This is a genomic window from Pseudoalteromonas sp. RWi3, assembly GCF_054960735.1.
Genome location: NZ_JBHNYL010000026.1, coordinates 1 through 25,845, shown reverse-complemented (window position 1 = coordinate 25,845; position 25,845 = coordinate 1). Strand labels below are relative to the sequence as shown.

General features: G+C 40.9%; 28 protein-coding genes. 20 read left to right on the top strand and 8 right to left on the bottom strand.

Annotated elements, in window-relative coordinates; all coding sequences use genetic code 11:
- Positions 1–205: 205 nt before the first annotated feature.
- The 4 genes from ACFI4Z_RS18440 to hslR form a co-directional block, all read right to left on the bottom strand.
- A complete protein-coding gene (locus ACFI4Z_RS18440; RefSeq protein ID WP_462671818.1) occupies positions 206–766 on the bottom strand; it encodes an IS630 family transposase in 561 nt (186 codons plus the stop codon).
- A gap of 547 nt (positions 767–1,313) precedes the next feature.
- The gene (locus ACFI4Z_RS18435) at positions 1,314–2,852 is read right to left on the bottom strand and encodes a phosphoenolpyruvate carboxykinase (protein ID WP_462671815.1); all 1,539 of its coding nucleotides are present in this window, start codon (positions 2,850–2,852) and stop codon (positions 1,314–1,316) included.
- A 262-nt stretch (positions 2,853–3,114) separates the two neighbouring features.
- A complete protein-coding gene (hslO, locus tag ACFI4Z_RS18430; RefSeq protein WP_462671814.1) occupies positions 3,115–3,960 on the bottom strand; it encodes an Hsp33 family molecular chaperone HslO in 846 nt (281 codons plus the stop codon).
- A gap of 12 nt (positions 3,961–3,972) precedes the next feature.
- Positions 3,973–4,395, bottom strand: coding sequence for a ribosome-associated heat shock protein Hsp15 (gene hslR / locus ACFI4Z_RS18425; protein WP_462671817.1), 423 nt, complete (start codon positions 4,393–4,395; stop codon positions 3,973–3,975).
- A gap of 204 nt (positions 4,396–4,599) precedes the next feature.
- Here hslR and gspC point away from each other — a divergent pair, with 204 nt between their 5' ends.
- The 13 genes from gspC to ACFI4Z_RS18360 all read left to right on the top strand — a co-directional run bounded on the left by gspC (position 4,600) and on the right by ACFI4Z_RS18360 (position 16,667).
- Positions 4,600–5,538, top strand: a complete 939-nt coding sequence (gene gspC, locus ACFI4Z_RS18420; RefSeq protein WP_462671813.1) for a type II secretion system protein GspC — start codon at positions 4,600–4,602, stop codon at positions 5,536–5,538.
- A gap of 23 nt (positions 5,539–5,561) precedes the next feature.
- Positions 5,562–7,622 carry a type II secretion system secretin GspD gene (gene gspD / locus ACFI4Z_RS18415; RefSeq protein WP_462671812.1) on the top strand — a complete coding sequence of 687 codons (2,061 nt, stop codon included), beginning with the start codon at positions 5,562–5,564 and terminating at the stop codon, positions 7,620–7,622.
- A complete protein-coding gene (gene gspE / locus ACFI4Z_RS18410) occupies positions 7,615–9,174 on the top strand; it encodes a type II secretion system ATPase GspE (protein ID WP_462671811.1) in 1,560 nt (519 codons plus the stop codon). The genes gspD and gspE overlap by 8 nt, the downstream gene beginning before the upstream one ends.
- Positions 9,174–10,409 carry a type II secretion system inner membrane protein GspF gene (gene gspF / locus ACFI4Z_RS18405; protein WP_462671810.1) on the top strand — a complete coding sequence of 412 codons (1,236 nt, stop codon included), beginning with the start codon at positions 9,174–9,176 and terminating at the stop codon, positions 10,407–10,409. The genes gspE and gspF overlap by 1 nt, the downstream gene beginning before the upstream one ends.
- 68 nt (positions 10,410–10,477) lie before the next feature.
- On the top strand, positions 10,478–10,900 hold the full coding sequence (gspG, locus tag ACFI4Z_RS18400) for a type II secretion system major pseudopilin GspG (RefSeq protein WP_058562102.1): 423 nt from the start codon (positions 10,478–10,480) through the stop codon (positions 10,898–10,900).
- A gap of 46 nt (positions 10,901–10,946) precedes the next feature.
- Positions 10,947–11,549, top strand: coding sequence for a type II secretion system minor pseudopilin GspH (gspH, locus tag ACFI4Z_RS18395; protein ID WP_462671816.1), 603 nt, complete (start codon positions 10,947–10,949; stop codon positions 11,547–11,549).
- On the top strand, positions 11,549–11,926 hold the full coding sequence (gene gspI, locus ACFI4Z_RS18390; protein ID WP_394193921.1) for a type II secretion system minor pseudopilin GspI: 378 nt from the start codon (positions 11,549–11,551) through the stop codon (positions 11,924–11,926). The genes gspH and gspI overlap by 1 nt, the downstream gene beginning before the upstream one ends.
- The gene (gene gspJ, locus ACFI4Z_RS18385; protein ID WP_462671809.1) at positions 11,923–12,609 is read left to right on the top strand and encodes a type II secretion system minor pseudopilin GspJ; all 687 of its coding nucleotides are present in this window, start codon (positions 11,923–11,925) and stop codon (positions 12,607–12,609) included. Before gspI ends, gspJ begins: the two co-directional genes overlap by 4 nt.
- Positions 12,609–13,595 carry a type II secretion system minor pseudopilin GspK gene (gene gspK / locus ACFI4Z_RS18380; protein ID WP_099297648.1) on the top strand — a complete coding sequence of 329 codons (987 nt, stop codon included), beginning with the start codon at positions 12,609–12,611 and terminating at the stop codon, positions 13,593–13,595. Before gspJ ends, gspK begins: the two co-directional genes overlap by 1 nt.
- Positions 13,592–14,797 carry a type II secretion system protein GspL gene (gene gspL / locus ACFI4Z_RS18375; RefSeq protein WP_462671808.1) on the top strand — a complete coding sequence of 402 codons (1,206 nt, stop codon included), beginning with the start codon at positions 13,592–13,594 and terminating at the stop codon, positions 14,795–14,797. Before gspK ends, gspL begins: the two co-directional genes overlap by 4 nt.
- Positions 14,794–15,267 carry a type II secretion system protein GspM gene (gene gspM, locus ACFI4Z_RS18370; protein WP_462671807.1) on the top strand — a complete coding sequence of 158 codons (474 nt, stop codon included), beginning with the start codon at positions 14,794–14,796 and terminating at the stop codon, positions 15,265–15,267. Before gspL ends, gspM begins: the two co-directional genes overlap by 4 nt.
- Positions 15,268–15,269: 2 nt before the next feature.
- Positions 15,270–16,028 (top strand): type II secretion system protein N, encoded by a 759-nt coding sequence (locus tag ACFI4Z_RS18365; protein ID WP_462671806.1) that lies wholly within the window; start codon positions 15,270–15,272, stop codon positions 16,026–16,028.
- An 18-nt stretch (positions 16,029–16,046) separates the two neighbouring features.
- Positions 16,047–16,667 carry a UPF0149 family protein gene (locus ACFI4Z_RS18360; protein ID WP_462671805.1) on the top strand — a complete coding sequence of 207 codons (621 nt, stop codon included), beginning with the start codon at positions 16,047–16,049 and terminating at the stop codon, positions 16,665–16,667.
- A gap of 1 nt (position 16,668) precedes the next feature.
- Here the strand turns inward: ACFI4Z_RS18360 and ACFI4Z_RS18355 are convergent, their stop codons facing one another.
- Entirely contained in the window at positions 16,669–16,872 is a 204-nt protein-coding gene (locus ACFI4Z_RS18355; RefSeq protein ID WP_058562110.1) for a hypothetical protein, read from the bottom strand.
- Entirely contained in the window at positions 16,872–17,231 is a 360-nt protein-coding gene (locus ACFI4Z_RS18350) for a hypothetical protein (RefSeq protein WP_099297658.1), read from the bottom strand. Before ACFI4Z_RS18350 ends, ACFI4Z_RS18355 begins: the two co-directional genes overlap by 1 nt.
- 286 nt (positions 17,232–17,517) lie before the next feature.
- On the opposite strand from ACFI4Z_RS18350, the gene ccoG reads away from it, so the two are divergent.
- From ccoG to ACFI4Z_RS18325, 5 genes are all read left to right on the top strand, one after another.
- Positions 17,518–18,948: a cytochrome c oxidase accessory protein CcoG gene (gene ccoG, locus ACFI4Z_RS18345; protein ID WP_462671804.1), complete on the top strand. Its 1,431-nt coding sequence runs from the start codon at positions 17,518–17,520 to the stop codon at positions 18,946–18,948.
- 63 nt (positions 18,949–19,011) lie between these two features.
- Positions 19,012–19,986, top strand: a complete 975-nt coding sequence (locus ACFI4Z_RS18340) for a serine/threonine protein kinase (RefSeq protein ID WP_462671803.1) — start codon at positions 19,012–19,014, stop codon at positions 19,984–19,986.
- A gap of 31 nt (positions 19,987–20,017) precedes the next feature.
- The gene (locus tag ACFI4Z_RS18335; RefSeq protein ID WP_462671802.1) at positions 20,018–20,641 is read left to right on the top strand and encodes a thiol:disulfide interchange protein DsbA/DsbL; all 624 of its coding nucleotides are present in this window, start codon (positions 20,018–20,020) and stop codon (positions 20,639–20,641) included.
- 35 nt (positions 20,642–20,676) lie between these two features.
- The gene (locus ACFI4Z_RS18330; protein WP_099297667.1) at positions 20,677–21,315 is read left to right on the top strand and encodes a thiol:disulfide interchange protein DsbA/DsbL; all 639 of its coding nucleotides are present in this window, start codon (positions 20,677–20,679) and stop codon (positions 21,313–21,315) included.
- A gap of 60 nt (positions 21,316–21,375) precedes the next feature.
- The gene (locus ACFI4Z_RS18325; RefSeq protein WP_462671801.1) at positions 21,376–21,831 is read left to right on the top strand and encodes a 2-thiouracil desulfurase family protein; all 456 of its coding nucleotides are present in this window, start codon (positions 21,376–21,378) and stop codon (positions 21,829–21,831) included.
- Between the two features lie 5 nt (positions 21,832–21,836).
- Here the strand turns inward: ACFI4Z_RS18325 and trmA are convergent, their stop codons facing one another.
- Positions 21,837–22,934: a tRNA (uridine(54)-C5)-methyltransferase TrmA gene (gene trmA, locus ACFI4Z_RS18320; RefSeq protein ID WP_462671800.1), complete on the bottom strand. Its 1,098-nt coding sequence runs from the start codon at positions 22,932–22,934 to the stop codon at positions 21,837–21,839.
- Between the two features lie 164 nt (positions 22,935–23,098).
- Between trmA and ACFI4Z_RS18315 the strand changes: the two genes are divergently transcribed.
- Positions 23,099–24,217, top strand: coding sequence for a DUF5610 domain-containing protein (locus ACFI4Z_RS18315; RefSeq protein WP_462671799.1), 1,119 nt, complete (start codon positions 23,099–23,101; stop codon positions 24,215–24,217).
- Positions 24,218–24,280: 63 nt separating this feature from the next.
- Positions 24,281–25,069 (top strand): glutamate racemase, encoded by a 789-nt coding sequence (gene murI, locus ACFI4Z_RS18310; protein WP_462671798.1) that lies wholly within the window; start codon positions 24,281–24,283, stop codon positions 25,067–25,069.
- On the opposite strand, the gene ACFI4Z_RS18305 is transcribed toward murI, so the two are convergent.
- Positions 25,053–25,532 carry an RNA recognition motif domain-containing protein gene (locus ACFI4Z_RS18305; protein WP_099297677.1) on the bottom strand — a complete coding sequence of 160 codons (480 nt, stop codon included), beginning with the start codon at positions 25,530–25,532 and terminating at the stop codon, positions 25,053–25,055. The two genes, murI and ACFI4Z_RS18305, sit on opposite strands and share 17 nt — an antisense overlap.
- Positions 25,533–25,845: the final 313 nt, after the last annotated feature.

Below are 25,845 nucleotides of genomic sequence, written 5' to 3'. Positions count from 1 at the left end.
GTGAAATAGTCATCGAGTTAGCGAGCGTAAAGCTAGCGAGCTGCACAGTGTCAGTCTATACACCGAAGCGTGGGTTGATACCAATACTATTTATTAAGTGATCAAATGTATCATTCTTCTAAAAATGGCTTAGTTTCCTACAAGAACGACTCAGAAGCGTTTCAAGCTATTTTATAAAAGAAACACTTCTAGATTAAATAGATCATCAATTGAATATATTTGGTATGATCAAGTTTATCCATGTCCTCGAGCAGATGCTCTTAACGTTATCAATGTCTGAGCGAAATACATTCCACGCCCTACTTACTTGTTCAACAATATCGTCATAACTTGAAAATGTGCGATTTGATAGCTCTCTGTTTCTCATCCATGCCCATACTTGTTCAATGGGGTTCAGCTCGGGTGAGTAGGGAGGAAGCGGTATCACCGACACATTTTTAATTTCTTGTGCAACATTACCCATATTCCAGCTTGTGCGATCAACGATGACCACAGCGTGCTCTCCACAGGGCGTCGCATCCGAAATAAGTTGTAAGTGTTGCTTCGTTATATCCTTACTTAAATAAGGCGCTATAATTGCCTCCGTCTGGCCTGTTGCAGGGCAAACTGCACCAAATATATGAGTTGATAGAAACTGTTGCTGTTTGACCATGCGGGGCCTTGAGCCTTTCTTTGCCCAAATTTTAGATGTGGTATTTTGTTGACCAAACCGCGCTTCATCTTGGAACCAGAGATTGACTCTATCAAGTGATACGTGGCCTGGAATTGTGATGATCGTATTACGAAGGAAATTTTTTAAAGCCTTCTTGCGCCTGAACTGATTGTTTAGGGTGCTTCGAACGAGCGGTAATCCATGAGAGATTAAGCGAGCCCATTCATTTTTAACTGCATGTTTGCATACATACTCTTTGAGTTGCTACTTTTGCTTAGGCGTTAGAGCACAAGGGCGACCGGGTTGTTTCTTAATGTCCAATGCCTTAATTCCATTGGTAAGATAAGCCGTCACCCACTCATTCACTAGGCGTCGACTAACGCTTATCGTTTGTGCAACAGCCGTACAGTTTTTAACCTTAAGTATAGGTAAACAGCTTTATAGCGAGTCTTTAATCACGCATCTCTGGTGTAGGGAAAGTCTGGAATGTTGGACAATTAAAGCTCAGTAAGAATGGTTGGAATATCCTTTCATAGATGACTAATAATTTGACGAAATTGCTAATCAATGAAACGTAATAGGTATGAGTTTTTTGAAGTTATTGTAAAGATCAAAAACGCCAGCTCGTGGCTGGCGTTTTATGCAACTTTAAAGCATGTAACTATGCTTTAGGACCTGCATTTTTGATTTCATCTGACACATCGTATTTTGCGAAGTTTTCAGTGAAGTCAGCTGCAAGTTTAGCTGCGTACTCAGCGTATTTCGCTTTGTCATCCCATGTATTAATAGGGTTAAGTAGTTCGCTATCAACACCTGGTACAGCAACTGGCACGTCCAGGTTTAACACATCAATATGTTGTGTTTCAACGCCGGCTAGTTTACCCGATACGATTGCATCAACAACTGCACGTGTTGTTGGGATATCAAAGCGCTTACCAGTACCAAAAGGGCCACCAGTCCAACCTGTGTTGACAAGGTAAACTTTAGCACCAAACTCGCGTACACGCTTCATAAGAAGCTCTGCGTAAACACCTGCTGGACGTGGGAAGAAAGGTGCACCAAAACACGTTGAGAATGTAGATTCGATGTCGCTAGTAGAGCCAATCTCAGTTGAACCTACTTTTGCAGTGTAACCACTTAGGAAGTGAAACGCTGCTGCTTCTTCGCTAAGGATTGATACAGGTGGTAATACACCACTTACATCACACGTTAAGAATACCACTGCTTTTGGTTCACCTGCGCGGTTCTCTACTTTACGCTTTTCAACGTGCTCAAGAGGATAAGCTGCGCGGCTATTTTGAGTTAGGCTTGTATCGTGAAAGTCAGGAATACCTTTTTCATCAAGTACCACGTTTTCTAGGATAGTACCAAAGCGGATTGCATCCCAAATAACAGGCTCATTCTTTTGTGAAAGGTCGATACATTTTGCGTAACAGCCGCCTTCGATATTAAATACACTACCAGGTGCCCAGCCATGCTCATCATCACCGATTAGGAAACGAGTTGGATCAGCTGACAATGTTGTTTTACCTGTGCCAGATAAACCAAAGAATAAAGCTGTATCGCCTGCTTCACCTACGTTAGCAGAGCAGTGCATTGGTAATACACCTTTTGCTGGTAGTAGGAAGTTTTGCACAGAGAACATCGATTTTTTCATTTCACCGGCATAACGCATACCTGCTAGCAATACTTTACGTTGCGCAAAGTTGATAATAACTGTGCCATCGCTGTTTGTGCCATCACGCTCAGGGTCACATACAAATGAAGGAACATTCATTACCTGCCATTGAGGTAAATCAGATGCATTATAAGATTTAGGTTCGATAAACATATTTTTGGCAAAAATGTGATGCCATGCAGTTTCAGTTGTAACAACAACTGGTAGATAATGCTCAGGATCAGCGCCAACTTCAAGGTGAGAGATGAAGTGGTCATTGCTTTGCACATGTGCTTCTACACGTGCCCATAAAGCGTCAAATTTATCTGCATCGAAAGGGCGGTTTACATTACCCCATTGGATATCATTTTCAGTACTTGATTCTTGAACAATAAAACGGTCTTTTGGAGAACGACCAGTACGACGACCGGTGTTAGCAACAAAAGCTCCATTGGCGGCTAAAGTCCCTTCGCCACGACGGATCGCGTGTTCGACAAGTTCAGCTGCAGTTAGATCGACAAAACGAGTAGCGCTTGAAGTCATGTTTATACCTAAATTGTGTGAGATTGAACGGGATAGCTCTGGGGTTCTAAAGACCTTTAAGCTGCATTTATAGTAACAGATGGATTAGGGATATTCGAGCCTATGAACACCCTAAAAACACATATATTTACGAAAAAACATGAATAATTTCAATGATACCGGTGTCATAAAAATCACAAAAATTATGACACCGGTATCAACTGCACGAACAAAAAAGCCGCACTATTTGCGGCTTAATAATTGAACAGTTTTAATCGAGTGGTTAGTTGAAGATACTCTTAATATCTTGCTCGCTAAAAATGTAATCCTTTAAGCAGTAATGGCAACTAATTTTCACTTCGCCATTGGCAGCTGCATCATCAAGGAGTGCCTGTTGGCCAACATTAACCAGTGCAGTAATTGTTTTCTCACGGGTACAACCACACTTGAAGTGAATAGGCTGAGGTTCGTAAACGCGAGGGTTATCTTCATGATATAAGCGTGTAAGTACAGTTGTAGCATCCAACGCTAACAATTCTTCATCTTTAATTGTATTGGTAAGCGCTTCAAGGTGAGTAAAGTCTTCGATAGACTTTTCTTTATTAACAGGTAAAACCTGAAGCAACAAGCCTGACGCTTTCTCTGATCCTGTAGTTGCATCTGTGGCAAACCAAAGGCGTGTTTGTAATTGCTCTGATTGGGCAAAGTAAGCTTCTAAGCATTCAGCTAGAGTTTCGTGTTCTAACGGAACAATGCCTTGGTAACGCTCACCTTTATTAGGGGTAATGGTTAATACCATCACACCATTGCCAATAAGATCTTTAATAGTTGAGCCTGTCACTTCGCTTTGTAAGCGAGCAATGCCACGCATATTTTGCCGATCATCACCATTAATAACAGCATACTTAATCGGGCCGTCACCTTGAAGTTGAACGGCTATATCACCCTCAAACTTTAATGTTGCAGTTAAAAGGCAAGTTGCTACTAAAAGCTCGCCTAATAGTTTTTGTACAGCAACAGGGTAATCGTGACCCGCAATCATTTCTTGATAGGTTTGTTCTATTTGAACTAGTTCGCCTCTGACGTCTAGTTGATCAAATGTATAACGGTGAAGTAAATCTTGTTGCATAAGTGACATTACCTAACTTGATTTCATTTTTAAAAGTTCGCGTCTTTGTTTTTTATCCGGCTTACGATCTGGATGTGGGGCAAAGAAGCTATTATTTTTGCGGGCAATACTATTTGCTTCGCGTTTTTCTATACTGGCTTGAGATTCTTCATATAAGGTTTGTGCAATGGGGGCGCCAGCGCGTTTTTCAACTATTTTAAGTACAGTAATGATTTTTTCATCGACCCCTTGAGCTAGTTTTATTTGAGCTCCGAGTTCAACAATTTTACTGGGTTTAGTTCGCTTTCCATTATAATGCACTTTACCGCCTTGCACCATGTCACGTGCGATTGCACGGGTTTTATAAAAGCGCGCAGCCCATAGCCATTTATCTAAACGAACACTGAAAGTTTCATTATTAAAGGTTGAAGAGCGGGTGTTACTTTTTGACACAATTGTACTCTTTAAAATAGCGGCACCATAAGGCAAAATTTATCATGAAACGAACTACTAAAGAAATAGCCGTCGTATTTCTTAGTAGTAAAAGACCTTAATTTAGCTTGTTTACAAAGTTTAATATTAGTGCGCTTGTTGAATGAAAAATGAAAAGGTACTATAGGTTCGCGATATAGCAGTAAATTAAAATAAGAAACGACATTTATGGATCAGCAATTACAGCAGCTAAAACAATTTTTAGGCAAATTACCTCACGCTAAATTAAGTTGGGTGGTAATGATATTAGTCGTTGTTTATATTGCTTTTTTAATGGCTAAGCTGTTTTGGCTTGTGTGGCCAGAACCAACGAATAAGGCTATTCAGAGTACCTATTCTGCCCCTGAAAATACACAATCAAATAGAACTAATTCTTCCGCTATTTTAGCGCTTCACTTGTTTGGTAAAGCAGATGCGAAGCCCAAAAAAACATCAACCCGCCAAGAAAAAGTTATTAATAATGCACCAGAAACCCGTTTAAGTATTAATTTAACGGGCATCGTTGCGGTAAGTAATAATGACAAAAATGGTTTGGCAGTTATTGAATCGCAAGGGCAACAAGTAACCTACCTTGTTGATGATGTTGTTAAAGGGACTCGAGCTAAACTGGCTCAAGTACTCCCAGATCGCGTTATTCTGGATGTAAGTGGCCGGTTTGAGACACTAATGCTCGATGGTTTAGATTTTACTAAAACGGTTTCAATGCCAGTACTAGCAGAGCGTGAAGGTGAAAGGGATTTTAATCAAGGCCCTCAAGACGTAGAGCAAGTTGATGCAACGGCAAACGAAGAGGTTAAAAGTTCAATCCTTGAAACGCGTGATGAATTACTACAAGACCCAGGTAAGCTTTTTGATTACATTCGTATTTCTCAAGCGATGAGAGACGGTGAGCTAGTTGGGTATCGATTAAGCCCAGGTAAAGATCCTGCGCTTTTCAAAAAAATGGGATTACAGAATAACGATTTAGCTGTTTCTATCAACGGCTATCAACTAACAGATATGCAACAGGCTATGTCAGCCATTAATGAGCTGCGTAACAGCACCGATGCAAACATTACGATTGAACGTGATGGTGAGCAAATCGATGTTCAATTTAGCCTGCAATAATTTAGCTTTGGAGTTTTAATACAATGGTTAACGCGCTACACCTCAAAAAAATCAGAAAAGGGTTAGCTAAGTACGCGACACTTTTTTTTGCGGCTAGTTTATCTCTCTCGGTGTCAGCCGTTGAGTATGCTGCAAACTTTAAAGGCACAGATATTAATGAGTTTATTAATATTGTGGGTAAAAACCTAAATAAAACAGTCATCATTGATCCTAACGTACGTGGCAAAGTGAATGTTCGCAGCTATGAATTAATGGATGAAGCACTTTATTACCAATTTTTCTTAAATGTGTTGGAAGTTTATGGCTTCTCAGCTGTAGAAATGGATAACGGCATAATAAAAATTGAAAAAAGCTCAGATGCTAAAAAATCAAATGTACCGCTAATAACAAAAGATAATCAAGCGAGCGGCGACATGATGGTTACCCGTGTTGTACGTGTAAAAAACGTAAGCGTGCAAGAGCTTGGTCCTTTAGTTCGTCAATTCAGTGACCAAAAAGATGGCGGTCACGTTGCTAACTTTAATGCAGCAAACGTGATGATGCTAACTGGGCATGCAGCTTCAGTTAACCGCCTGGTGGAAATTATTCGTTCAGTAGACCAAGCCGGTGATAAGCGCGTAGATATTGTTAAATTAAACTTTGCCACAGCAGATGATGTGGTTTCTGTTGTTGAAAACATTTACAAAGACAGCGGCAAAGGTAGCGTGCCAGAGTTTTTGATTCCTAAAGTTGTTGCTGATGGCCGTACTAATAGTGTTATCGTCAGTGGTGAAGGCCAAGCAAGAACGCGTGCTATCGAACTGATTAAACGCCTTGATGGTGAACTACAAAATCAAGGTAACACCAAAGTAATTTATTTAAATTACGCCAATTCTGAAGACCTAGTAAAAGTGCTTCAAGGCGTAAGTAAAACCTTGGCAGAAGAAGGTCAATCAGGTTCCACGAAAACACGTAGCCGCAGCCAGAATGAAACCAGCATTGAAGCTCACCCAGATTCGAATTCACTGGTTATCACCGCTCAGCCTGACACTATGCGCTCATTAGAGTCTGTGATTGAACGTTTAGATATTCGCCGAGCACAAGTATTGGTTGAGGCGATTATTGTTGAAGTAATGGAAGCCGATGGCGTTAACTTTGGCTTGCAGTGGATTTCTGAGCAAGGTGGTATGGTACAGTTTAATAACGGCAACACAGTGCCTGTGGGCTCATTAGCTGTAGCAGCAGAGCAAGCCCGTGATGAAATAGTGACAAAAACTATCACTGGTGACAATACAGAGCTAAAAGAATATGACGAAACCGTTGAAGGTGATTTAGGACCACTGGCTGCTTTACTTGGCGGTATTAATGGTCTTGCTATGGGTATTATTAAAAATGACTGGGGTGCGATAATCCAAGCGGTCTCCAGTGATACCAATTCAAATATCCTTGCTACGCCATCTGTTACTACGATGGATAACGAAGAAGCATCGATGATTGTGGGTCAAGAAGTGCCTATTATTACCGGTTCGCAAACTGGCTCTAATAACTCAAATCCATTCCAAACGGTTGAGCGCCAAGAGGTCGGTGTTAAGCTTAAAGTAACACCGCAGATCAATGACGGCACGGCAGTGCAATTGACCATTGAGCAAGAAGTATCAGGGGTAAGTGGTACAACGTCAGTTGATATTTCAATTAACAAGCGCGCAATTAAAACCACCGTGATGGCAGATGATGGCGGCATGGTTGTGTTAGGTGGTTTGATTGACGAAGATGTACAAGAAAGCGTATCGAAGGTGCCATTATTAGGTGATATCCCAATTCTTGGTCACTTATTCCGCTCAACAAGCACCAGCAAGCGTAAGCGAAACTTAATCGTCTTTATTCGTCCGACGATCATTCGTGATGGCATTAAGATGAATCAATTAAGCCATAGCAAATATAACTTTATTCGTGGTGAGCAATTTAAACAAAAAGAAGACGGTATTGATTTAATGCCTCTTGAAGAAGCGCCAATTTTACCTGAGTGGAATGATGCGCTTGTACTTCCTCCAACGTACGAAGAATACCTAAAACAGCAAAATGCAGACGAGCGCAATAATGACTGAAGTCATCACCCCAGTAAATGAAGAGCTGGAATCATCACTGCACGACAATGAGTTGTTAACCAGTGACGATTTAGTTGAGCTACCGCCTAAACGTTTGCCATTTTCGTATGCCAGACGTGCAGGTGTGCTATTAAGTAAGCACAATGATAACTGGGTGGTTTATTATCGTGGTGAGCTTGCGATTGATGTGCTGCTTGAAGTACGACGCATTGCAGGCCACGGGTTTACCCTTGAGCAACTCCCTGATGATAAATTTGAGTTGTTATTAGAAGCCTCTTATCAGCGCGACAGCTCTGAAACACAGCAAATGATGGAAGATATCGGCAATGAGGTTGATTTATTCTCACTTGCCGAAGAAATGCCGCAAACTGAAGATTTACTTGCTGGTGATGATGACGCGCCAATCATTAAATTGATTAACGCGATGCTCAGTGAAGCAATCAAAGAGGGTGCATCTGATATCCATATTGAAACCTTTGAGCAAGAGCTTGTTATTCGCTTTAGGGTTGATGGTGTTCTAAAAGAAGTGCTTAAGCCAAATCGTAAATTAGCTTCATTACTAGTATCACGTATTAAAGTAATGGCGAAGCTCGATATTGCTGAAAAACGTATTCCGCAAGATGGTCGTATCAGCTTGCGTATTGCTGGGCGTGCAGTTGATGTACGTGTATCAACGATGCCATCAAGTTTTGGTGAGCGCGTGGTACTGCGCTTATTAGATAAAAACAATGCCCGCTTAAACCTTGAAGACCTAGGAATGACGCTGCGAAATCGTGAGTTGTTTTCTGATTTGATCAGTAAACCTCATGGTATTATTTTGGTGACCGGGCCGACAGGTTCAGGTAAAAGTACCACGCTTTATGCCGGTATGAGCCAAATCAACTCGCGAGATCGTAATATTCTTACTGTTGAAGATCCAATCGAGTATGAGATTCCGGGTATTGGCCAAACGCAAGTAAATGCAAAAGTAGACATGACATTTGCTCGTGGTTTACGCGCTATATTGCGTCAAGATCCTGATGTGGTTATGGTCGGTGAAATACGTGATTTAGAAACGGCGCAAATTGGTGTGCAAGCTTCACTTACTGGTCACTTAGTAATGTCCACGCTGCATACAAACACTGCAGCAGGCGCGATTTCTCGTATGGAAGATATGGGTGTTGAACCATTTTTACTGTCGTCGTCATTGCTTGGCGTTCTTTCACAGCGCTTAGTGCGTACTTTATGTGGTAGCTGTAAAGAAGCACACACTGCGGATGAACGAGAGTGTGAACTGCTGGGTGTGCCAAATGATAATCCGCCGACTATTTATCGTGCAGTGGGTTGTGAAGAATGTAACTATAACGGCTATCGCGGACGTACCGGTATTCACGAACTATTAGTGGTTGACGAGGCTGTACGCGAACTTGTGCACAGTGGTAAAGGTGAGCAAAGTGTTGAAAAGTATATTCGCAAACACACCCCAAGCATTCGACAAGATGGTTGTAGCCGTGTGTTAGACGGTAAAACAACCCTTGAAGAAGTGTTACGTGTTACCCGTGAGGAAGGCTAATGGCTGCGTTTGAGTATCGTGCGCTTGATGGTCGCGGAAAAGAAAAAAAAGGTATTCTAGAAGCGGATACAGCAAAACAAATCCGCCAATCTTTGCGCGAGCAAGGCCTTACGCCTTTAGAAGTAGTGCCCGCAGCAGAGGGTGATAAGCAAGTGAAAGGGGCAAAACAATCCCTTTTTTCTGGCATGTTTAAATCTAAAATATCAACCTCAGATCTTGCGCTGATCACCCGCCAATTAGCCACGCTTATTCAATCATCCTTGCCTGTGGAAGGCGCTGTAATGGCTGTTGCAGAACAGTGTGAAAAGCCGCGTTTAAAACGTATGCTTATGTCGGTGCGCTCAAAAGTTGTTGAAGGCTATACATTAGCGGATGGTATGTCAGAGTTTCCACATGTATTTGATAATTTGTACCGTGCAATGGTGGCAGCTGGCGAGAAGTCAGGGCACCTCGATGCCGTATTGAATCGTCTAGCTGATTACACTGAGCAGCGTCAGCATATGCGCAGTCAAATCACCCAAGCTATGGTTTACCCTGTCATCTTAGTGATATTTGCCATTGGTATTGTGTCGGTTTTATTAGGTACGGTGGTACCAAAAATTCTTAAAACCTTTGAGAAGTCTAAACAAGTATTACCATGGACGACTGAGTGGGTAATGGCGGCAAGTAACTTTGTACAAAATTACTGGTTGGTATCACTCGTTGTGATTACCGCGTTGGCCATAGGTATTAAACATGCACTAAAACAGCCAAAAATTCGTTTTTGGTATGACTCAAAAATTTTAGTGATGCCAGGAATTGGCAAAGTTGCACGTAGTATTAATACTGCGCGTTTTGCCCGTACACTAAGTATTTTATCATCCAGCTCAGTCCCTTTACTTGAGGGGATGCGCATTTCGGGTGGCGTATTGGTTAACGAAAAAATTAAAAAAGCCGTTGGAGATGCAGCAACTCGTGTCAGTGAAGGTGCCAGTTTGCGTGCATCATTACAGGAGACAAAACTGTTTCCGCCGATGATGTTACATATGATAGCAAGTGGTGAAAAATCGGGTGAGCTTGAGCAAATGCTCGAGCGCGCTGCCAATAACCAAGACCGTGAGTTTGAAACCATGGTAAATGTCTCGCTAAAACTCTTAGAGCCTGCGATGATAGCGTCGATGGCAGTCATTGTTTTATTTATCGTAATGGCTATTTTGCAGCCAATCATGGCAATGAATAAAGCAATAGGGCTTTAACCGATTCAAGGATTTGTAACAAGCGCGTTGTTACAGTGATTAATTAATAAGAAAATAGAGGTACGAACGTGAATAAACAATCAGGTTTCTCATTACTCGAAGTTATGGTGGTACTGGTTATCATTGGCATGATCATGTCAATCGTGGCACCTAATATTATGGGTCAGCAAGAAGAAGCAGCTATCGACAAAGCACACTTAGATATTCAACAGCTAGAAGATGCAATGAGTCTTTATAAATTGAAAAATAAAGCTTATTTAACAACTGAGCAAGGTTTAGAAGGACTCGTTGATAAAACCAGTATTGAGCCTGTTCCTCGTCGTTTCCCTGACGGTGGTTTTATTTCTAAGTTGCCTGAAGATCCATGGGGCAATCCATACCAGTTAATCAGCCCAGGAGAAGTGGGTAAGATTGATATTTTCTCTATGGGGCCTGATGGCGAAGCCGGTACTGATGACGACATCGGTAACTGGGATGAAGAAAAGCAGTAATGACGAATACTAGCAAGGCGTTTCAAAACGTGACATGTGGTTTGTTATGTTAATAAACCGCGGTAGCTTGCGCCAAACTAAGCAGCCCTCGTATAAGCGAGGGTTTAGCTTAATTGAAATTTTAGTGGTATTAGTCGTGATCGCCTTCGCCACAAAAATGGTGGTATACAGCCTTGATGGAGGAGCTGAAGACGCTCTCGAAAAGCAAGCGCTGAGGCTGCATACCACCATTAACATGGCTTCTGAATTCGCTATTTTAAACCAAGTAGAATTAGGGTTTCACATCGATGAGGATGTGTTTGAATTTTTAGTTTTTGACGGTGAGAAATGGGTGACATTTGACCGCGAGCAACTCTTTGAACCGTTAACGATTACTGAAGAATTTAAATTAACACTAAACCTAGAAGACTTGGCTTGGGCACAAGAAAACTTATTAGAGCAATCTAATTGGCGTGAGCTAATGGGCTCTGATGACGAGGAAAGTTTACTTGAGCTAAAAAAGCTTAAAATTCCACAAGTGCTTATTCTTTCTTCGGGTGAAGTAAGTGCTTTCCAATTGATTTTTGAACTTCAAAAGCAACCAGAACCTGTGTATTTCATTGAAGGTGAGTTTTTAGCGCCGGTTAATTTGCGTCGTGAGCCAGAGTAATGCGTGTAGTTAAAGGTTTTACCTTACTCGAAGTAATGGTTGCACTGAGCATTTGTGCACTTGCTGGTATTGCCGCCATGCAAGCTACAGGTGAGCATATAAATCACTTATCAAGCCTTGAGGAGCAAACCTATGCTTCGTGGGTTGCCGAGAATGTGATGGTGGAGCAGCGAGCAAAAGGAAGTAAGTGGCAAGGTAAAAATGGCGCAAAAGGCACTGAAAACATGGCGGGCATTGATTGGTATTGGCGCCAGGATGTAATAGCAACCGCAGACAAAAGCTTTTTGAAAGTCACTATCAATGTCTTCAGCGATGAAAAATTAGAACAACCAGTGTACGAGTTAACTAGCTATTTAAACAAAGGTGGTACTCGGTGAAGCAGCGTGGTTTTACACTTCTTGAAGTTATGGTGGCGCTGGGTATCCTTGCTTTTGTCGTGCTAGCAACTCATCAAATTTTAGATTCTACAACGAAAGCTAAAGAAGCATCGGATGAGAAAATTGCCGAGTTGAATGGCTTGCAAACTACGTTTAGGTTGATGGACCAAGATTTTAGCCAAATGACAAAGCGCGAAGTTCGCAATCAATCTGGCGATATACAAGAAAGCTACATTTTAGCTGGCCGATATACACTGGATAGCCAGTACGATGGCATTGGGTTTGTGCGAGATGGCTGGGTTAACCCTATTAACTTACTGCCACGCTCAGAACTGCAAGCAGTGGGTTATCGTGTTATTGACGATAAACTAGAACGCGTTTATCGCGTATACGTTGATCAGCTTGATAACACCGAGCCCCGTTCACAAGTTATTTTAAGTGATATCGAAGACCTCAAATTTGAGTTTTTAGACGATAAAAATGAATGGCAAGAGCAGTGGGAAGTCAAAGCATTGCCAAAAGCTGTGGCGGTCACGATTCAACAAATCGATCAAGAGCCACTTAAACGTGTATTTTTGGTGCCGGGTAATGGCAAAGTAACCGTATCTACTGCTCCTGCAAATAATGGTGGTAGTGGGGCGGGCAATCGAACAAGTAATCAAGGTCAGCGAGGAAATGGCTGATGGCGATTAAATCATCCCGTGGTGCAGCACTTGTTATTGTTTTATTTATTGTCGCTTTAGCCTCTATCTTAGCTGTTGAAATGAGTGCTAACTTAATGGTGCAAGTACAACGTAGTACAAACATTCAAGGTCATCAGCAGGCTAAGTGGTACGCCTATGCGGCTGAAGAGTTAGCCATTAAGGCTTTACTACAAAGTAAAAAAGATGATCCAGACAAAACAACATTGCAGCAAGTTTGGGCGCAACAAGCTGGAGTGCCTTTTCCTGTTGATAACGGGACTATTGAAGGGGCTATTACTGATCTTCAAGCATGCTTAAATTTAAATGCACTAAGGGCTGAAGCCCCAACGAGTGGGAAAGTGAAAACCAACCTAGCACACACCGCTTTATTGGAATTGCTAAAAAACATTGAAGATTTACCTGCTGATGAATCTGAAGAAAGCATGGCCGATAGCGTGTATGACTGGTTAGATAAAGACAGCATTACCTATCGCTCTGGCGCTGAAGAGGATGAGTACTCTTCGCGAGATTACCCTTATTTGACGGCAAATAATTACTTTGCATCGACGTCGGAGCTACGGTTAATTCGTGGTTTTAACCCATTAGTTATGGAAAAACTGTTACCGTTTGTCTGTGTTATACCGGGTAGCGAACTACTTGCAATTAATGTTAATACACTCGATCCAGAACATGCACTTTTATTGAGTGCCTTCATTGATGGCTTAGATGAGTCGGGGGCACAAAGTGTACTTGCCGCGCGACCAGATGAAGGTTTTAGTGATATAGAAGAATTTTTTGAGCAGATAAATCAACAAGGGGCAAGAAACGTCAAGTCCATTGAGAAGCTGTTCACTATCAATAGCGAATATTTTAAACTACAAGCGCAAGCTGAATTTGTAGAGCTGCGTTTTTCGATGACCACTTTACTACATGCCAAAGATGGCGAAGTAACTATACTGGCGCGAAAATTTGGAGGCGTACAGTGACAGAAATACTCTTGATCCGCACGGGTCAAACCCAGCAAGATCGTATTAATTGGTTGGTATATTCACCATTAGAACAAGAAATAATTGCCAGCGGCGAAGTGCCTCATGCTGAGCATTTAAGTGAATTGACTGACAAAGCAAAACAGCGTGAAGTTGTTGTATTGCTGCCAAGCGATCAGGTTCAGTTAAAAACAGTTGAACTACCCACTAAATGGAATCGTAAGTTAGAACAAGCATTACCGTATATGCTTGAAGAAGATATTGCGTGTGATATTGATGACTTATTTATTGCGATTGCAGAGCCTACTCAGGTTGAAAATAAACATGCTATCAATGTCGCTATGACCGACCGCGAGTGGTTTGAAAGTTGGCTTGATACCTTTGCTGAGCATAATATTGATATCATCAAACTGATACCCGATGCATTATTGTTACCAACCTCTGAAAACGGGATTAGTGCAATTGAGTTAAACGCTCAATGGTTGTGTAAGTATGGTGAATGGCACATCAGTGCAGTTGAATCTTCTTGGATGGCTGAGTATTTAACGGCGCTTGGCAATCCTGAGGTAGCGCATTACAGCCCTGCGACAGATTTTCCAGAGTCAGTGTCCTTAACTGCCCAAACAGCGGACTATGATTTACCCCTAGCGTTATTTGCTAAACAGTTACCAACAACAAAATTTAATTTACGCCAAGGCCCATATCAACTAAAGAAAAAAACACCGCTTTGGTGGGGGCACTGGAAAGGGGTAGCCATTGCTGCCAGTATCGCTTTGGTCAGTTCTGTGGTCATTAAAGGGTTTGAGTTATATCACCTCAATAGTGAACTTGAAGTTGCTAAGTCGCAGGTTGTTGAGCGTTACAGTAAAGCTTTTCCTCGTAAAACAGTGCGACCTCACCTCATCAGAAGCCAAATCAGAGGTGAACTTGCAAAAATTGAAGGTGGAAGTAATGCTGGCTTTTTAGAGTTAACCAGTGAGCTTGTCACTGTGTTTAGTCAAGTGAACGATTTTACACCAGAAACCCTACGTTATGATCAACGTCGCAATGAGTTACGAATCCGTGCTCGCGGCAAAGACTTCCAAACCTTTGGTAAAGTTAAATCGATTCTAGAGCAACGAGGCTTAACGGTTGACCAAGGGTCATTGAATAATGATGGTGACTTTGTTGTTGGTGAATTAAAGCTCGGAGGTGCAGCATGAAGCAGCAACTTGAAAAGTATTGGGGCTCCTTAAAAGAGCAAGAGCAGCAATTGATTATGGTTGCAGGCGGTATTTTTGTTGTTTTCGTTTTGGTGATGGGCATTTTCAGACCGCTTAATAACGCCATTGCACAAGCGCAGGCAGATCAAATCAAGCAACAAGAGCTATTAACCTGGGTTGATAATAGTATTGTTAAACTAAAAGCGGCGGGTAGCCGCTCTATTAGTAACAATAAAAACTTAAGCCAAATTGTCAATACGACGCGTGGGCGTTTTGATATCACTATTAGCAAAATGCAACCGAGTGATAACTCACTGCGCTTAACCATCGATTCAGTGCAATTTAACAAGCTTGTTGAATGGCTTGATGAAATGGTCAATAAAGAAGGCGTGCAGATTGAGAATTTAGATCTTAGCCGTGATGACAAGCAAGGTTATGTGCGTGTAAGCCGACTGGTATTAGAGAAGTAATAATGAAAAAAACAGCATTTCTTATCGTTATATTTATTTTTAGTTTTATTGTTTTTGCTTTATTAAAAACACCCGCAGCCGTTGCGGTTAATCTTGCAAGCAGCCATTTACCAAAAGAGCTTGAGATTGGTAAGGTATCTGGCAGTGTGTGGCAAGGTCGTATCATGCAGTTACGTTTTGATGGTGAACAAATTAATAACCTCAGTTGGGATATTTCAGCGTGGTCACTACTTACAGGGCAACTGTCAGGTAACCTGAAATTTGGCAATATTAGAGATACATCAGATATTTCAGGCCGAGGTGACTTTAGCTACGGTTTACTTGATCAATCGGTTGCACTTACCGATGCCACATTAAGGTTAAGTGTAGAGCGTGCAATGCAGCGTTTGCAGCTGCCGTTACCTATCAATGCTAAAGGCCGAGTTATTGTAGATTTAGATGAATATAATTCTGGTGTTCCATATTGCGATACTTTGACTGGAGAAATTGCTAGCCCTAACATAGATGTACAAGGCTTATCGGGTTGGTTTAGTATCGGCCCATTGAGTGGGCAGTTGAGTTGTAAGTCTGGTGATATTGCTGTGTTAGTTGACCCCGATAATCGTTTAGGGCTGGAAGCTGATGCGGTATTAAAAGCTAATTTAGATTTTAAAGTAGCTGGCTTTATTAAACCCGATTTAACTTTACCAAAAGAAGTCCATGATGCAGCTCAGTTTTTAGGGCGTGCAGATAGTGATGGTCGTTACCCCCTTAATATTTAATGGTTGATTGAGTTTTTCATGCAAATACCCGCATTCACAGAGCAACACGCAGAACAGTTAAATAATTTTTTAGCAGGGCACAGTCAAGCAATGACCTTAGCGCAAAGCCAAGGATATTTGTTTGCTGTCATTTGCTCACCAGAGCCATTAGATGTACACGAATGGCTTGAAGTAATTGTACCTAATACGCAAGGTCAGCTAGATGAAGAAGTTTTATTTTCTTTTATGGCTTTGTATCACCAAATAAGTGAGCAAGTTTATGAAACCGGGTTCAAGTTACCTGTATCGCTAAAGCACCTTGATGATAATGATAGTTACCTTGATTTAGATGATTGCCAAATGTGGTGTCAGGGTTTTATTCAAGGGGCACAGGTTTATTATAATAAGTTGAGCCAAGTAACAGGCTTAGATGCGGCCTTATTAGAGGCTTTGCAAACAGCGTACGCTAGTTTAGGTTTTTTTGCGTTAGACGCTGATGTAATAGCCGCGATTGCTAAGCAGAATAATCTATCTGAAGTACAGTTAGCGCAGAGTCAGTATGAATTGATGGGCGATTTCGCGTTAGGGTTTGCTGAATTAATAGAGATAGTCGCTGTTCAAAGTGGGCTTTACACAGAAGACGACGAAACTTGGAACTAGGTTAACCTAGTTCCAATACTATTTCGGTACAGCCCTTAGGGCACTTTGCAACCCCTTGGCCTGGCTTAGGGGTTTTTAGATCCAGTGTTAAAATACCTTGGCATTTTTCACACTTCACTGTATTTCCTTTCGCCAGCTTTTTTAGCAGATTCTTGTGCTGATTAAACGATGCGCTGCTTTTCTTTGTTAACGCTGAAAAGTCCACTATTTACCTCGACGCTCAGCAAGCGACTCTGCGGCAATTTTACAGACTGTGTTTAGTCGATCTTCATAAAAGTATAAATTGAGATCGTTGCTGCGGCAGTAGCGAGTATGAAAAAGTTGTAATTGCTCATCTGTCTGCAACGTTTCTTCTAAATACTCAAGTTCAGAATCAGAGAGTGAGAGTGCTGACTTGATTCTGTTTTTAGCCATGTTTGCAGCAGGCCCACGATTAATATTACTGGCATCACTTAAAATACCAACACCTTGGCCAAGTAGTTTTTCTCTTGGTTCTTTTATCATCGGGTGGTCGATTGTAAATAATGCCAGTACGACGATGACAAGAAAAAGAAATTTTTTCATAGTTTAATTAACTTTGATCTGAACGGGTAAGAGTTAAACAATAGTGTAATAAAATGCACCTTTATAAAGCAAGTGACTAAGATGAATAATTAATGGCAATCAAAGCCAGCTTTTTTAGGCAGACTTGATATAATGCGTAAGAACGATTAGATTTTTCAGAAATCTCTGAACGTTACTAGGCTAACGTTCAATTTTGCACTATTTTTACAGTTAAGGTTTGTTACTTAGCATGTATAGTTTGCAAGAATGTTCGATTATTATTCTCCAAAGGCGTTGAGGGACTTCGATGGACAAGCAAATAAAAGTAAAGAATATACCTACAGAGGTAAAGATTGAAAGGCCTGATCTTAATGCCCCTGAGGACAGGTTTAATCCCCGAAATCGTATATATGTACGTGCAGTAACAGGCTTGCATCAACTGCTAAGGCAACGTATTGGGTTTATCGGCATGCTCGCATTTATGGCATTACCTTGGATAAACTTTAATGGCCAGCAAGCTGTGTTGTTTGATTTGATTGGGCAAAAATTTAATATTTTTGGCCTTACATTATGGCCTCAAGATTTTACAATCCTTGCGTTTATTCTCATGCTATCAGCTTTTGCTTTATTCTTGGTTACAACCTTCTATGGGCGAGTGTGGTGTGGGTATACCTGCCCACAAACTGTTTGGACGTTTATCTTTATTTGGTTTGAAGAAAAGTTTGAAGGCACCGCTAACCAGCGTAAAAAGCTTGATCAACGTCCAATGGACTTTGATAAGTTTTGGCGAAAGGCTGCCAAACACAGTAGTTGGATCGCTTTTTCTTTATATACGGCGCTTTCCTTTGTTGGCTATTTTACACCGATAAGAGAGCTGCTCCCTGACTTTGTTACCTTAAATGTGGGCGGTTATGCATTGGTCAGTATTATCGTATTTACGGTATGTACTTACGGTAATGCAGGGTGGATGCGTGAGATTATGTGTTTACATATTTGCCCGTATTCACGGTTCCAATCAGCGATGTTCGACAAAGACACATTTACCGTAAGTTATGATGAGCAGCGAGGTGAAAATCGTGGTCCTCGCTCTCGTAAACAAGACCCGAAAGAACTTAACCTAGGTGACTGCATTGATTGTAATTTATGCGTACAGGTATGTCCCACGGGTATTGATATTCGAAATGGTCTACAAGCTGAGTGTATAAACTGCGGGGCATGTATTGATGCGTGTGATGGGGTAATGGATAAGATGAACTACCCGCGTGGGCTTATTTCATATACCACAGAGCGCAATTTAGAAACGCCGGATAATAAAACCAATCCGATGCGCCCTAAAATAATAGGTTACATAGTTATTCTAGTGCTGTTAACTTCAGCGCTGGTGGCGAATATTGTGCTTCGCAAGCCTATGGACTTAGATATTATCCGTGATAGAAACCAGCTGTACCGTGTAGACTTTAATGGGCTAGTTGAAAATACGTATACCCTTAAAGTGATCAACAAAGCACAATACGAGCAGAGTTTTAATGTAAAAGTTCAAGGGCTAGACAACTTTGAATACATAGGTAAGCAAACATTTACAGTGCAAGCGGGTGAGTCACATAACGTCCCGCTGTCATTAGTGATGGACCCTTATGATTTGAAAAAGCCAGTAACGGAATTTAGCTTTGTTTTATCGCCGGTCAATGATCCTAGCTCGCAAATTTCTCAGCCGAGTAACTTCTTTAAAGCGCGATAGTTAAGTACACTAACATAAATTAAAAAGCGGGATTTTCCCGCTTTTTTTATATTGATGAGAATTATGAGTAAATTTAGCTTTGAAGGTTTAACACCTGACTCAATCTTGGATGCCGTTGAGAGTATAGGTATTTATGCCGAGTCGGGTTTATTAGCGTTAAATAGTTACGAAAATCGGGTTTATCAGTTTAAAGCTGAAGATGGAAACCGCTATGTGGTGAAGTTTTACCGCCCAGAGCGCTGGAGTAAAGCACAAATTTTAGAAGAACACCGTTTTGCATTTGAACTTGCTGCAGCTGAAGTACCGGTTGTTGCGCCTATCATTCATAATGGTGAAAGTTTATTTGAACATAATGGGTCTCTTTTTACCTTATTCCCGAGTGTCGGCGGGCGTATATTTGAAGTTGATAATCTTGATCAATTAGATGTTTTAGGGCGTTTAATAGGGCGTATGCATCAAGTTGCGCAGGCGACTGAATTTAGCCATCGTCCTGTTATGGGGTGCGATGAGTATTTAGATACAGCTAAAATTCAGTTACAAAGTAGTAACCTCGTGCCTAGTAGTCTCTCAACTGCGTTTTATACCATTCTTGATATGGTGATCACTGAGACAAAAGCGCAGTATCATGATGTTAAGACAATTCGACTGCATGGTGACTGCCATGCAGGGAATATACTTTGGGCTGGGGATGCACTTATGTTTGTGGATTTAGATGATAGCCGCCAGGGCCCAGCCATCCAAGATTTATGGATGATGCTCAGTGGTGATCGAAATAACCAGCTGTTACAGTTAGATACCCTAGTCGCTGCGTATGAAGAATTTTGCGATTTTGACCACTCTCAACTCAAATTAATTGAACCTTTACGTGCGATGCGTATGATTCATTATATGGGGTGGTTAGCTAAACGGTGGGATGATCCTGCATTTCCAAGGAACTTTTCATGGTTTGCAGATGACAAATACTGGGAGCAGCAAATTTTAGCACTGAAAGAGCAGTACTCTGCACTAAAAGAGCCGCCGCTAAAATTATTGCCATAAAAATTATTTTAAAAAGTTAATAGAGAGTCCAATGCTTAAAAAATTAAAATTGAGTTTATTACTATTGTGTTTACCTTTTGCCGCGCTGGCTGCAGATTTTAAGGCCGGTGACCAATACACAGTGTTAGATATTAAAAAAAGCAGCACACCGCAGGTGACAGAGTTTTTCTCATTTTATTGCCCTCATTGCTTTAAATTTGAACCTGTTGCAAAGGCGCTAGAGAAAAGCCTACCTTCAGGCGCAGAGTTTGTTAAAAGCCATGTTAATTTTTTAGGTGGCTTATCTCCACAAGTACAAAGCAACTTGAGCTATGCCTACATTATTGCCAAGCAAAATGGAAAGGGTGAGCAAGTTGCAGATCAAATCTTTAAAAGCATTCACGTTCAGCGTGCTCCCCTTGATAATATTAAAGACGTTAAGCAGCTGTTAGAGTTAAATGGTATCGATAACGCAAAGTTTGACCAAGAGATTGCGAGTATGCCAGTCATCGCGGCTGAGCGAGCAATGCAAGATAAGCAAAAGACGTTTTCAAAATTGGGTGCTTTAACGGGCGTGCCAACTTTTATCGTTAATGATAAATATAAAATCAATATTAATACCATCAAGAGTCAACAGCAGCTTGATGAGTTAGTTGCCTTTTTATTAAAACAATAAGCGATTAAAACAATAATTTTTGGAGTGAATGAATTATGATTAAATTAGTTAAGGCTGGATTGCTGGCACTATTGTTACCTCTAGCTGCAACTGCGGCGCCATCGAAGTATGAAGAGGGTGTGCATTACGAAGTTGTATCTGAGCGAGCGAGTAAAAAGCCAGAAGTGAAAGAGTTCTTTTCATTTTACTGCCCTGCATGTAATAACTATGAATCGCTGTTGGATGAAGTTAAGCCTAAACTTGATAAAAGTGTTAAGTTTAAGAAAAGCCATGTTGATTTTGTCGGCGTACGTAATGCTGAAAATCAGCAAATGATCTCTCAAGCACTCGCAACCGCTGAAGTGTTGCCGCAAAAAGATGCATTAATTGCTGCCATGTTTAATCATATTCATGCAAAGCGCGCCAAGTTCAATGAGCTTGCTGACATTAAAGATGTATTCGTAGCGCAAGGCGTTGACGGCGACAAATTTGATAAAGTTTATAAAAGCTTTTCAGTACGTACTATGTCTTCAAAAATGAAGCGTGAACAAACTTATTATCAAGAAAAAGGTGCATTAAGAAGTGTGCCGACATTTATAGTTAACGGTAAATATAAGCTTAATCTAGGTCGTGAAACTGGAATTACAGCGCCGGAAGATATCAGTAAGTTGATTAACTACTTAGCGGCAAAGTAACCGAGTCACAGTAATATAATTAAGAAGCTCCGTTCGCGGAGCTTTTTTATTGGACAAACAATGAAAAAAATACTTGTTTCAAGCTGCTTACTTGGTGCCCCCGTACGTTACGATGGTAAAGGGCAGGAGCTTGCTCATCCACAAATAACTACATGGCAATTACAAGGGCGAATTATGCCTCTTTGTCCTGAGGTTGCTGGTGGGCTGCCTATCCCTAGAGCGCCAGCCGAGATCAGGCACGGTAAAGTGATTACAAATGACGATGAAGATGTAACAGCTGCATTCAGGTTAGGCGCGAAGAAGGCCTTACAATTATGTATGTCTCATAATATCCGCTTTGCACTGCTAAAAGAATCAAGCCCATCATGTGGTCGTAATACAATTTATGATGGCTCGCATCAGGGTATTAAAGTTGCGGGAATGGGGTTAACGGCTGCATTATTAGAACGAAATGGAATTAAAGTATTTAGTGAGGTGCAAATGCCAGCACTATTAAAAGCGCTGGCTTCATGCTGAGCAGTCTATTTCTTTTGTAAAAATACACCGGATTCAATATGGTGGGTATATGGGAATTGATCAAAAATAGCAAAACGTTTTACTTCATGGGTTTTACACAAGTGATCAAGGTCTCGCTCAAGAGTGTCTGGGTTACATGAGATATAAATAATATTTTCGTAGTTCGCGACTAAATCACATGTCAGCGTATCCATGCCAGCTCGCGGAGGATCGACAAGGATTGTTTGGCAATCATAACTTTTTAGATCAATCCCTTCTAAACGTGAGAATGTACGCTCGCCGTTCATAGCCTGAGTAAATTCTTCACTCGACATACGAATAATATCTAAGTTGGTGACCTTGTTTTGGCTAATATTGTACTGTGCTGAGTGCACCGATGACTTTGAGATTTCTGTAGCAAGTACTTTATTAAACGAGCCCGCCAGTGCGATAGAAAAGTTACCATTACCACAATAGAGCTCTAGTAGGTCGTTTTTAAGCGGCGCGCATAACTGTTGCGCCCACTCCAGCATTTTTATATTTACCTTGGCATTAGGCTGAGTAAAACTGTTTTCAACTTGCTGAAATATAAACTCTTTGCCATTGACGGTTAAATGCTCTGTGACAAAGTCTTCACCTAGCACTTCTTTTTGCTTACGGGCACGACCGATAAAGTCAATTTTAAACGTCTTGCTCAGTTTAGCTTTAAGTGCTTTTATTTCTGCCATCCATTGCTCATCAAGTGGCTTGTGATAAAGCAGGCTAACTAATATCTCACCGCTTAATGTAGACAGGTAATCAATTTGGAATAACTTACGGCGTAAAACTTCGCAGCCTTTTAAGTTGTCGATCATGGCAGCCATTACATCGCCAATTAAAGGTGCCGCAGGGTCGAAGGTATCAACACGTATTTTTTCTTTTGTAGCTTGATCAAACATAATGTGGAATAAATCGTCACCTTCATGCCATACTCTAAATTCAGCGCGTTGACGATAGTGAATAGGCTCAGAGCCAAATACTTCTAATTGCTCAACACCGAAACGTTGGAATTGCGCAATGATACGCTGCTCTTTCTCGTTTAACTGCGCATCGTATATTGATGTATCTATCTTAATCACTGCCATTATGCTTGCTACCTTTTTCTTTAAGCTACTTATCGGCGCTATTGTAGGGGGCAGAGAGTATTTGTCTAGTTTTGCGTAATGAAAGCTGATGTTTTTTTGAACATTTCTCTTTAGTTATTTTAGTGCGGGCCGATAATAAAGAATACAACTATAGGAGTCGGATCATGAAAATTGGCAATTTTGGCTATGTGCCTAACAATAACGTCAATCAAAACAGTAATAAAGCCGGTGCATTGCAGCAGCCGACAATACAATCTCCCCAAGATAGTTATCAGCAACGTGGCAAAGAGCTCGCTGCCAAAGTGCTAGGTGAGAAAATGGCTGAAGCGCTTGGCTTGCCCGTAGTAGAAGAGAAAAAAGATAAACCTCTATTTGATTTCGAAGAAATTGTTAAAAACGTTTTAGGCTTTGTTACCGGCGCCGTAAAAAAAGCGCAAGCCGATGGTGCGGATGACGATCAGCTTAAAGAGATGCTTGGTGCAGCACGCAAAGGCGTTCAAACCGGGATAGATGGTGCTGTTGATGAATTAAAAGGCACAGGTGTCTTTAATGATGAAATTGAGCAGGGCATTGAAAAGTCAAAAGAAGGTATTTTTAATGGCCTTGATGACTTTGAAGAGGATTTGTTTAATCCAAAACCTGATTCCGTAAGTGTTAGCCAAGCCCAGTATTTAAGTTTGAGTAATAATGCAGAGTATAAATTCACAACTGCTGAAGGCGATGAAGTGAGTATAAGCTTTGCAGATGCTTTCAAACAACAGTCAGCAAGTAGTTATCAGCGCTCCGATGATAATGAAGGGTTTGCAAGAGAATCATCACAATCTCGCGATTTATCGTTTAGCATGTCTGTAAATGGTGATTTAAATGAGGATGAACAAGAAGCCATTAATGCTTTAATGGAAGATCTTCAAAGTGTGAGCCAAACCTTTTTTGGTGGCGACCTAGAAGAGGCTTTTGAGCAAGCACAAGAACTGAACCTAGGTAATGAGCAGCTGGTGGCTTTTTCAATGAACTTAAAGCAAACTAAAACGTTTGCGTCTATAAAAGGGTATGAAGAGAATAGACCCGCGCCAGAGAAAGAAATCGCAAATAAAGTAGCGCCATTTAATGATGACTTAAAAGAGGCATTTAACAAAGCGAGTGAACTTGGCTTACAAAATCAATTGTCAGGTATTCTTCAGTGGTTAAACCAAGACCAAGAAGAGATTGGTAAACTTGTTGATTATACAAAAGCAATGTTTGAACAAATGAATAACTTGCGTGAAACAGTATCTGAAGCTTAGGCTTTATTTTACAAAGAGTGCATGGCAAACTGCTCAGCTTAAGTAAAGTCTGGAGCCAGTAGTTTGTCATCACATATTTTAGTATTCGATTCAGGTATTGGCGGGACAACGGTACTTGAGCATATTCAAGCATTAATCCCTAATGCCTCTTTTAGCTACTTTATGGATAACGCTTACCTACCTTACGGAGAATTAAGTTCGCAACAGATTATTGCAAGGCTAACTTCCCTTTTACACTTCATCGAAAACGAAAACCTTCACGTTGATATATTGGTAATAGCGTGTAATACGGCCTCAACATCAGCATTAGCAGCCATTAGAGCGTTAACCACTATACCTATAGTGGGTGTGGTACCGGCAATTAAACCAGCTGCAAGTATAACCAAAAGTAAACGTATTGGCTTATTAGCCACACCAGCAACCACACGTAGCATATACACAAAGCAGCTTATTGAAAATTATGGGCAAGGGGTTACCGTTGATTTATATAGCAGTGTCGAACTTGTAGCTATTGCAGAGCAGCTTTATCTTACAGGTGAGTTTAGCCAATCTAGATTCGACCAAGAGATGCAGAGGTTAGAAGTTCATAAAGATACAGATGTGCTTGTTCTTGGGTGCACTCATTTTCCTATATTAGCTAAACGTATAGATAGCTACTACGGTGGTGTAATACAGTTACTAGATTCAGGCGCAGCAATTGCAAATAGAGTAAAAGCGTTATTAAATGAAGATAACGAAAAACGGCTTGAGCCTTATGTTTTAGCAGAGCAAAAAAAACCGCTGCATTATTATGCAACGGCTTCTGTATTAACGACTAAGCTAAATATAGTCAGTGTTAAGCTGATTGATTAGTCTCAGTACGGATTGAGCTAGCATCATCATCTTGTTTTTGTTTCGCTTCACGAACTTTTAGCGTTCGCTGTTGAAACTCACTATCATTTAATTTAGTTATTGCATTGTCTGCATCAGATTCTGCCATTTCAACAAAACCAAAGCCGCGACGCTTGCCCGTGTTTTTATCCTTTAATAGGCGAACGTTGAAAACTTTACCTTGTTCTTCGAATAAAGCACGAACAACACTTTCATTTGCACGATAAGGAAGGTTGCCAACATAAAGTGTTTTTGTTTTTACTTCAGCTTCTTCAACTACGTCAGATGACATCGCGCCAACAACAAGACCACCAACTATTACACCTACGGCAAACAGCAAGCCAGAGCTTAGTGCTAAACTTGAAAGTGCAAAGTTGACTATAACAAAACCAATAACAGCAAGAACAACTAAAGAGATAAGAGATTTTTGATCGGGTAATTTCATTTTGATCTACCAATAAACAGGAAATAAACATTAATTTAACATTGTGAACTTGCTATCTTAACGCGATAAATAAACATATCAATGTTATTTATGTGAAATTATTAAATTTGCTTTAGAAAATGGGCTTAAAACTCGCGTTGAGTGACTATTTATCGGGTTTTTGAGTGCTTTTTGAGCGAACAGTTAAAAGTTTTAAAAAAAAGGGTTGATCTGTTTTTGGATCTCCCTATAATGCGACCCCACTGAGACGGCAGAGCAGGCAACGCTTAGCGAGGCAAGTAAGTCACTTAGATAAGTCGAGTAAAACTTGAGT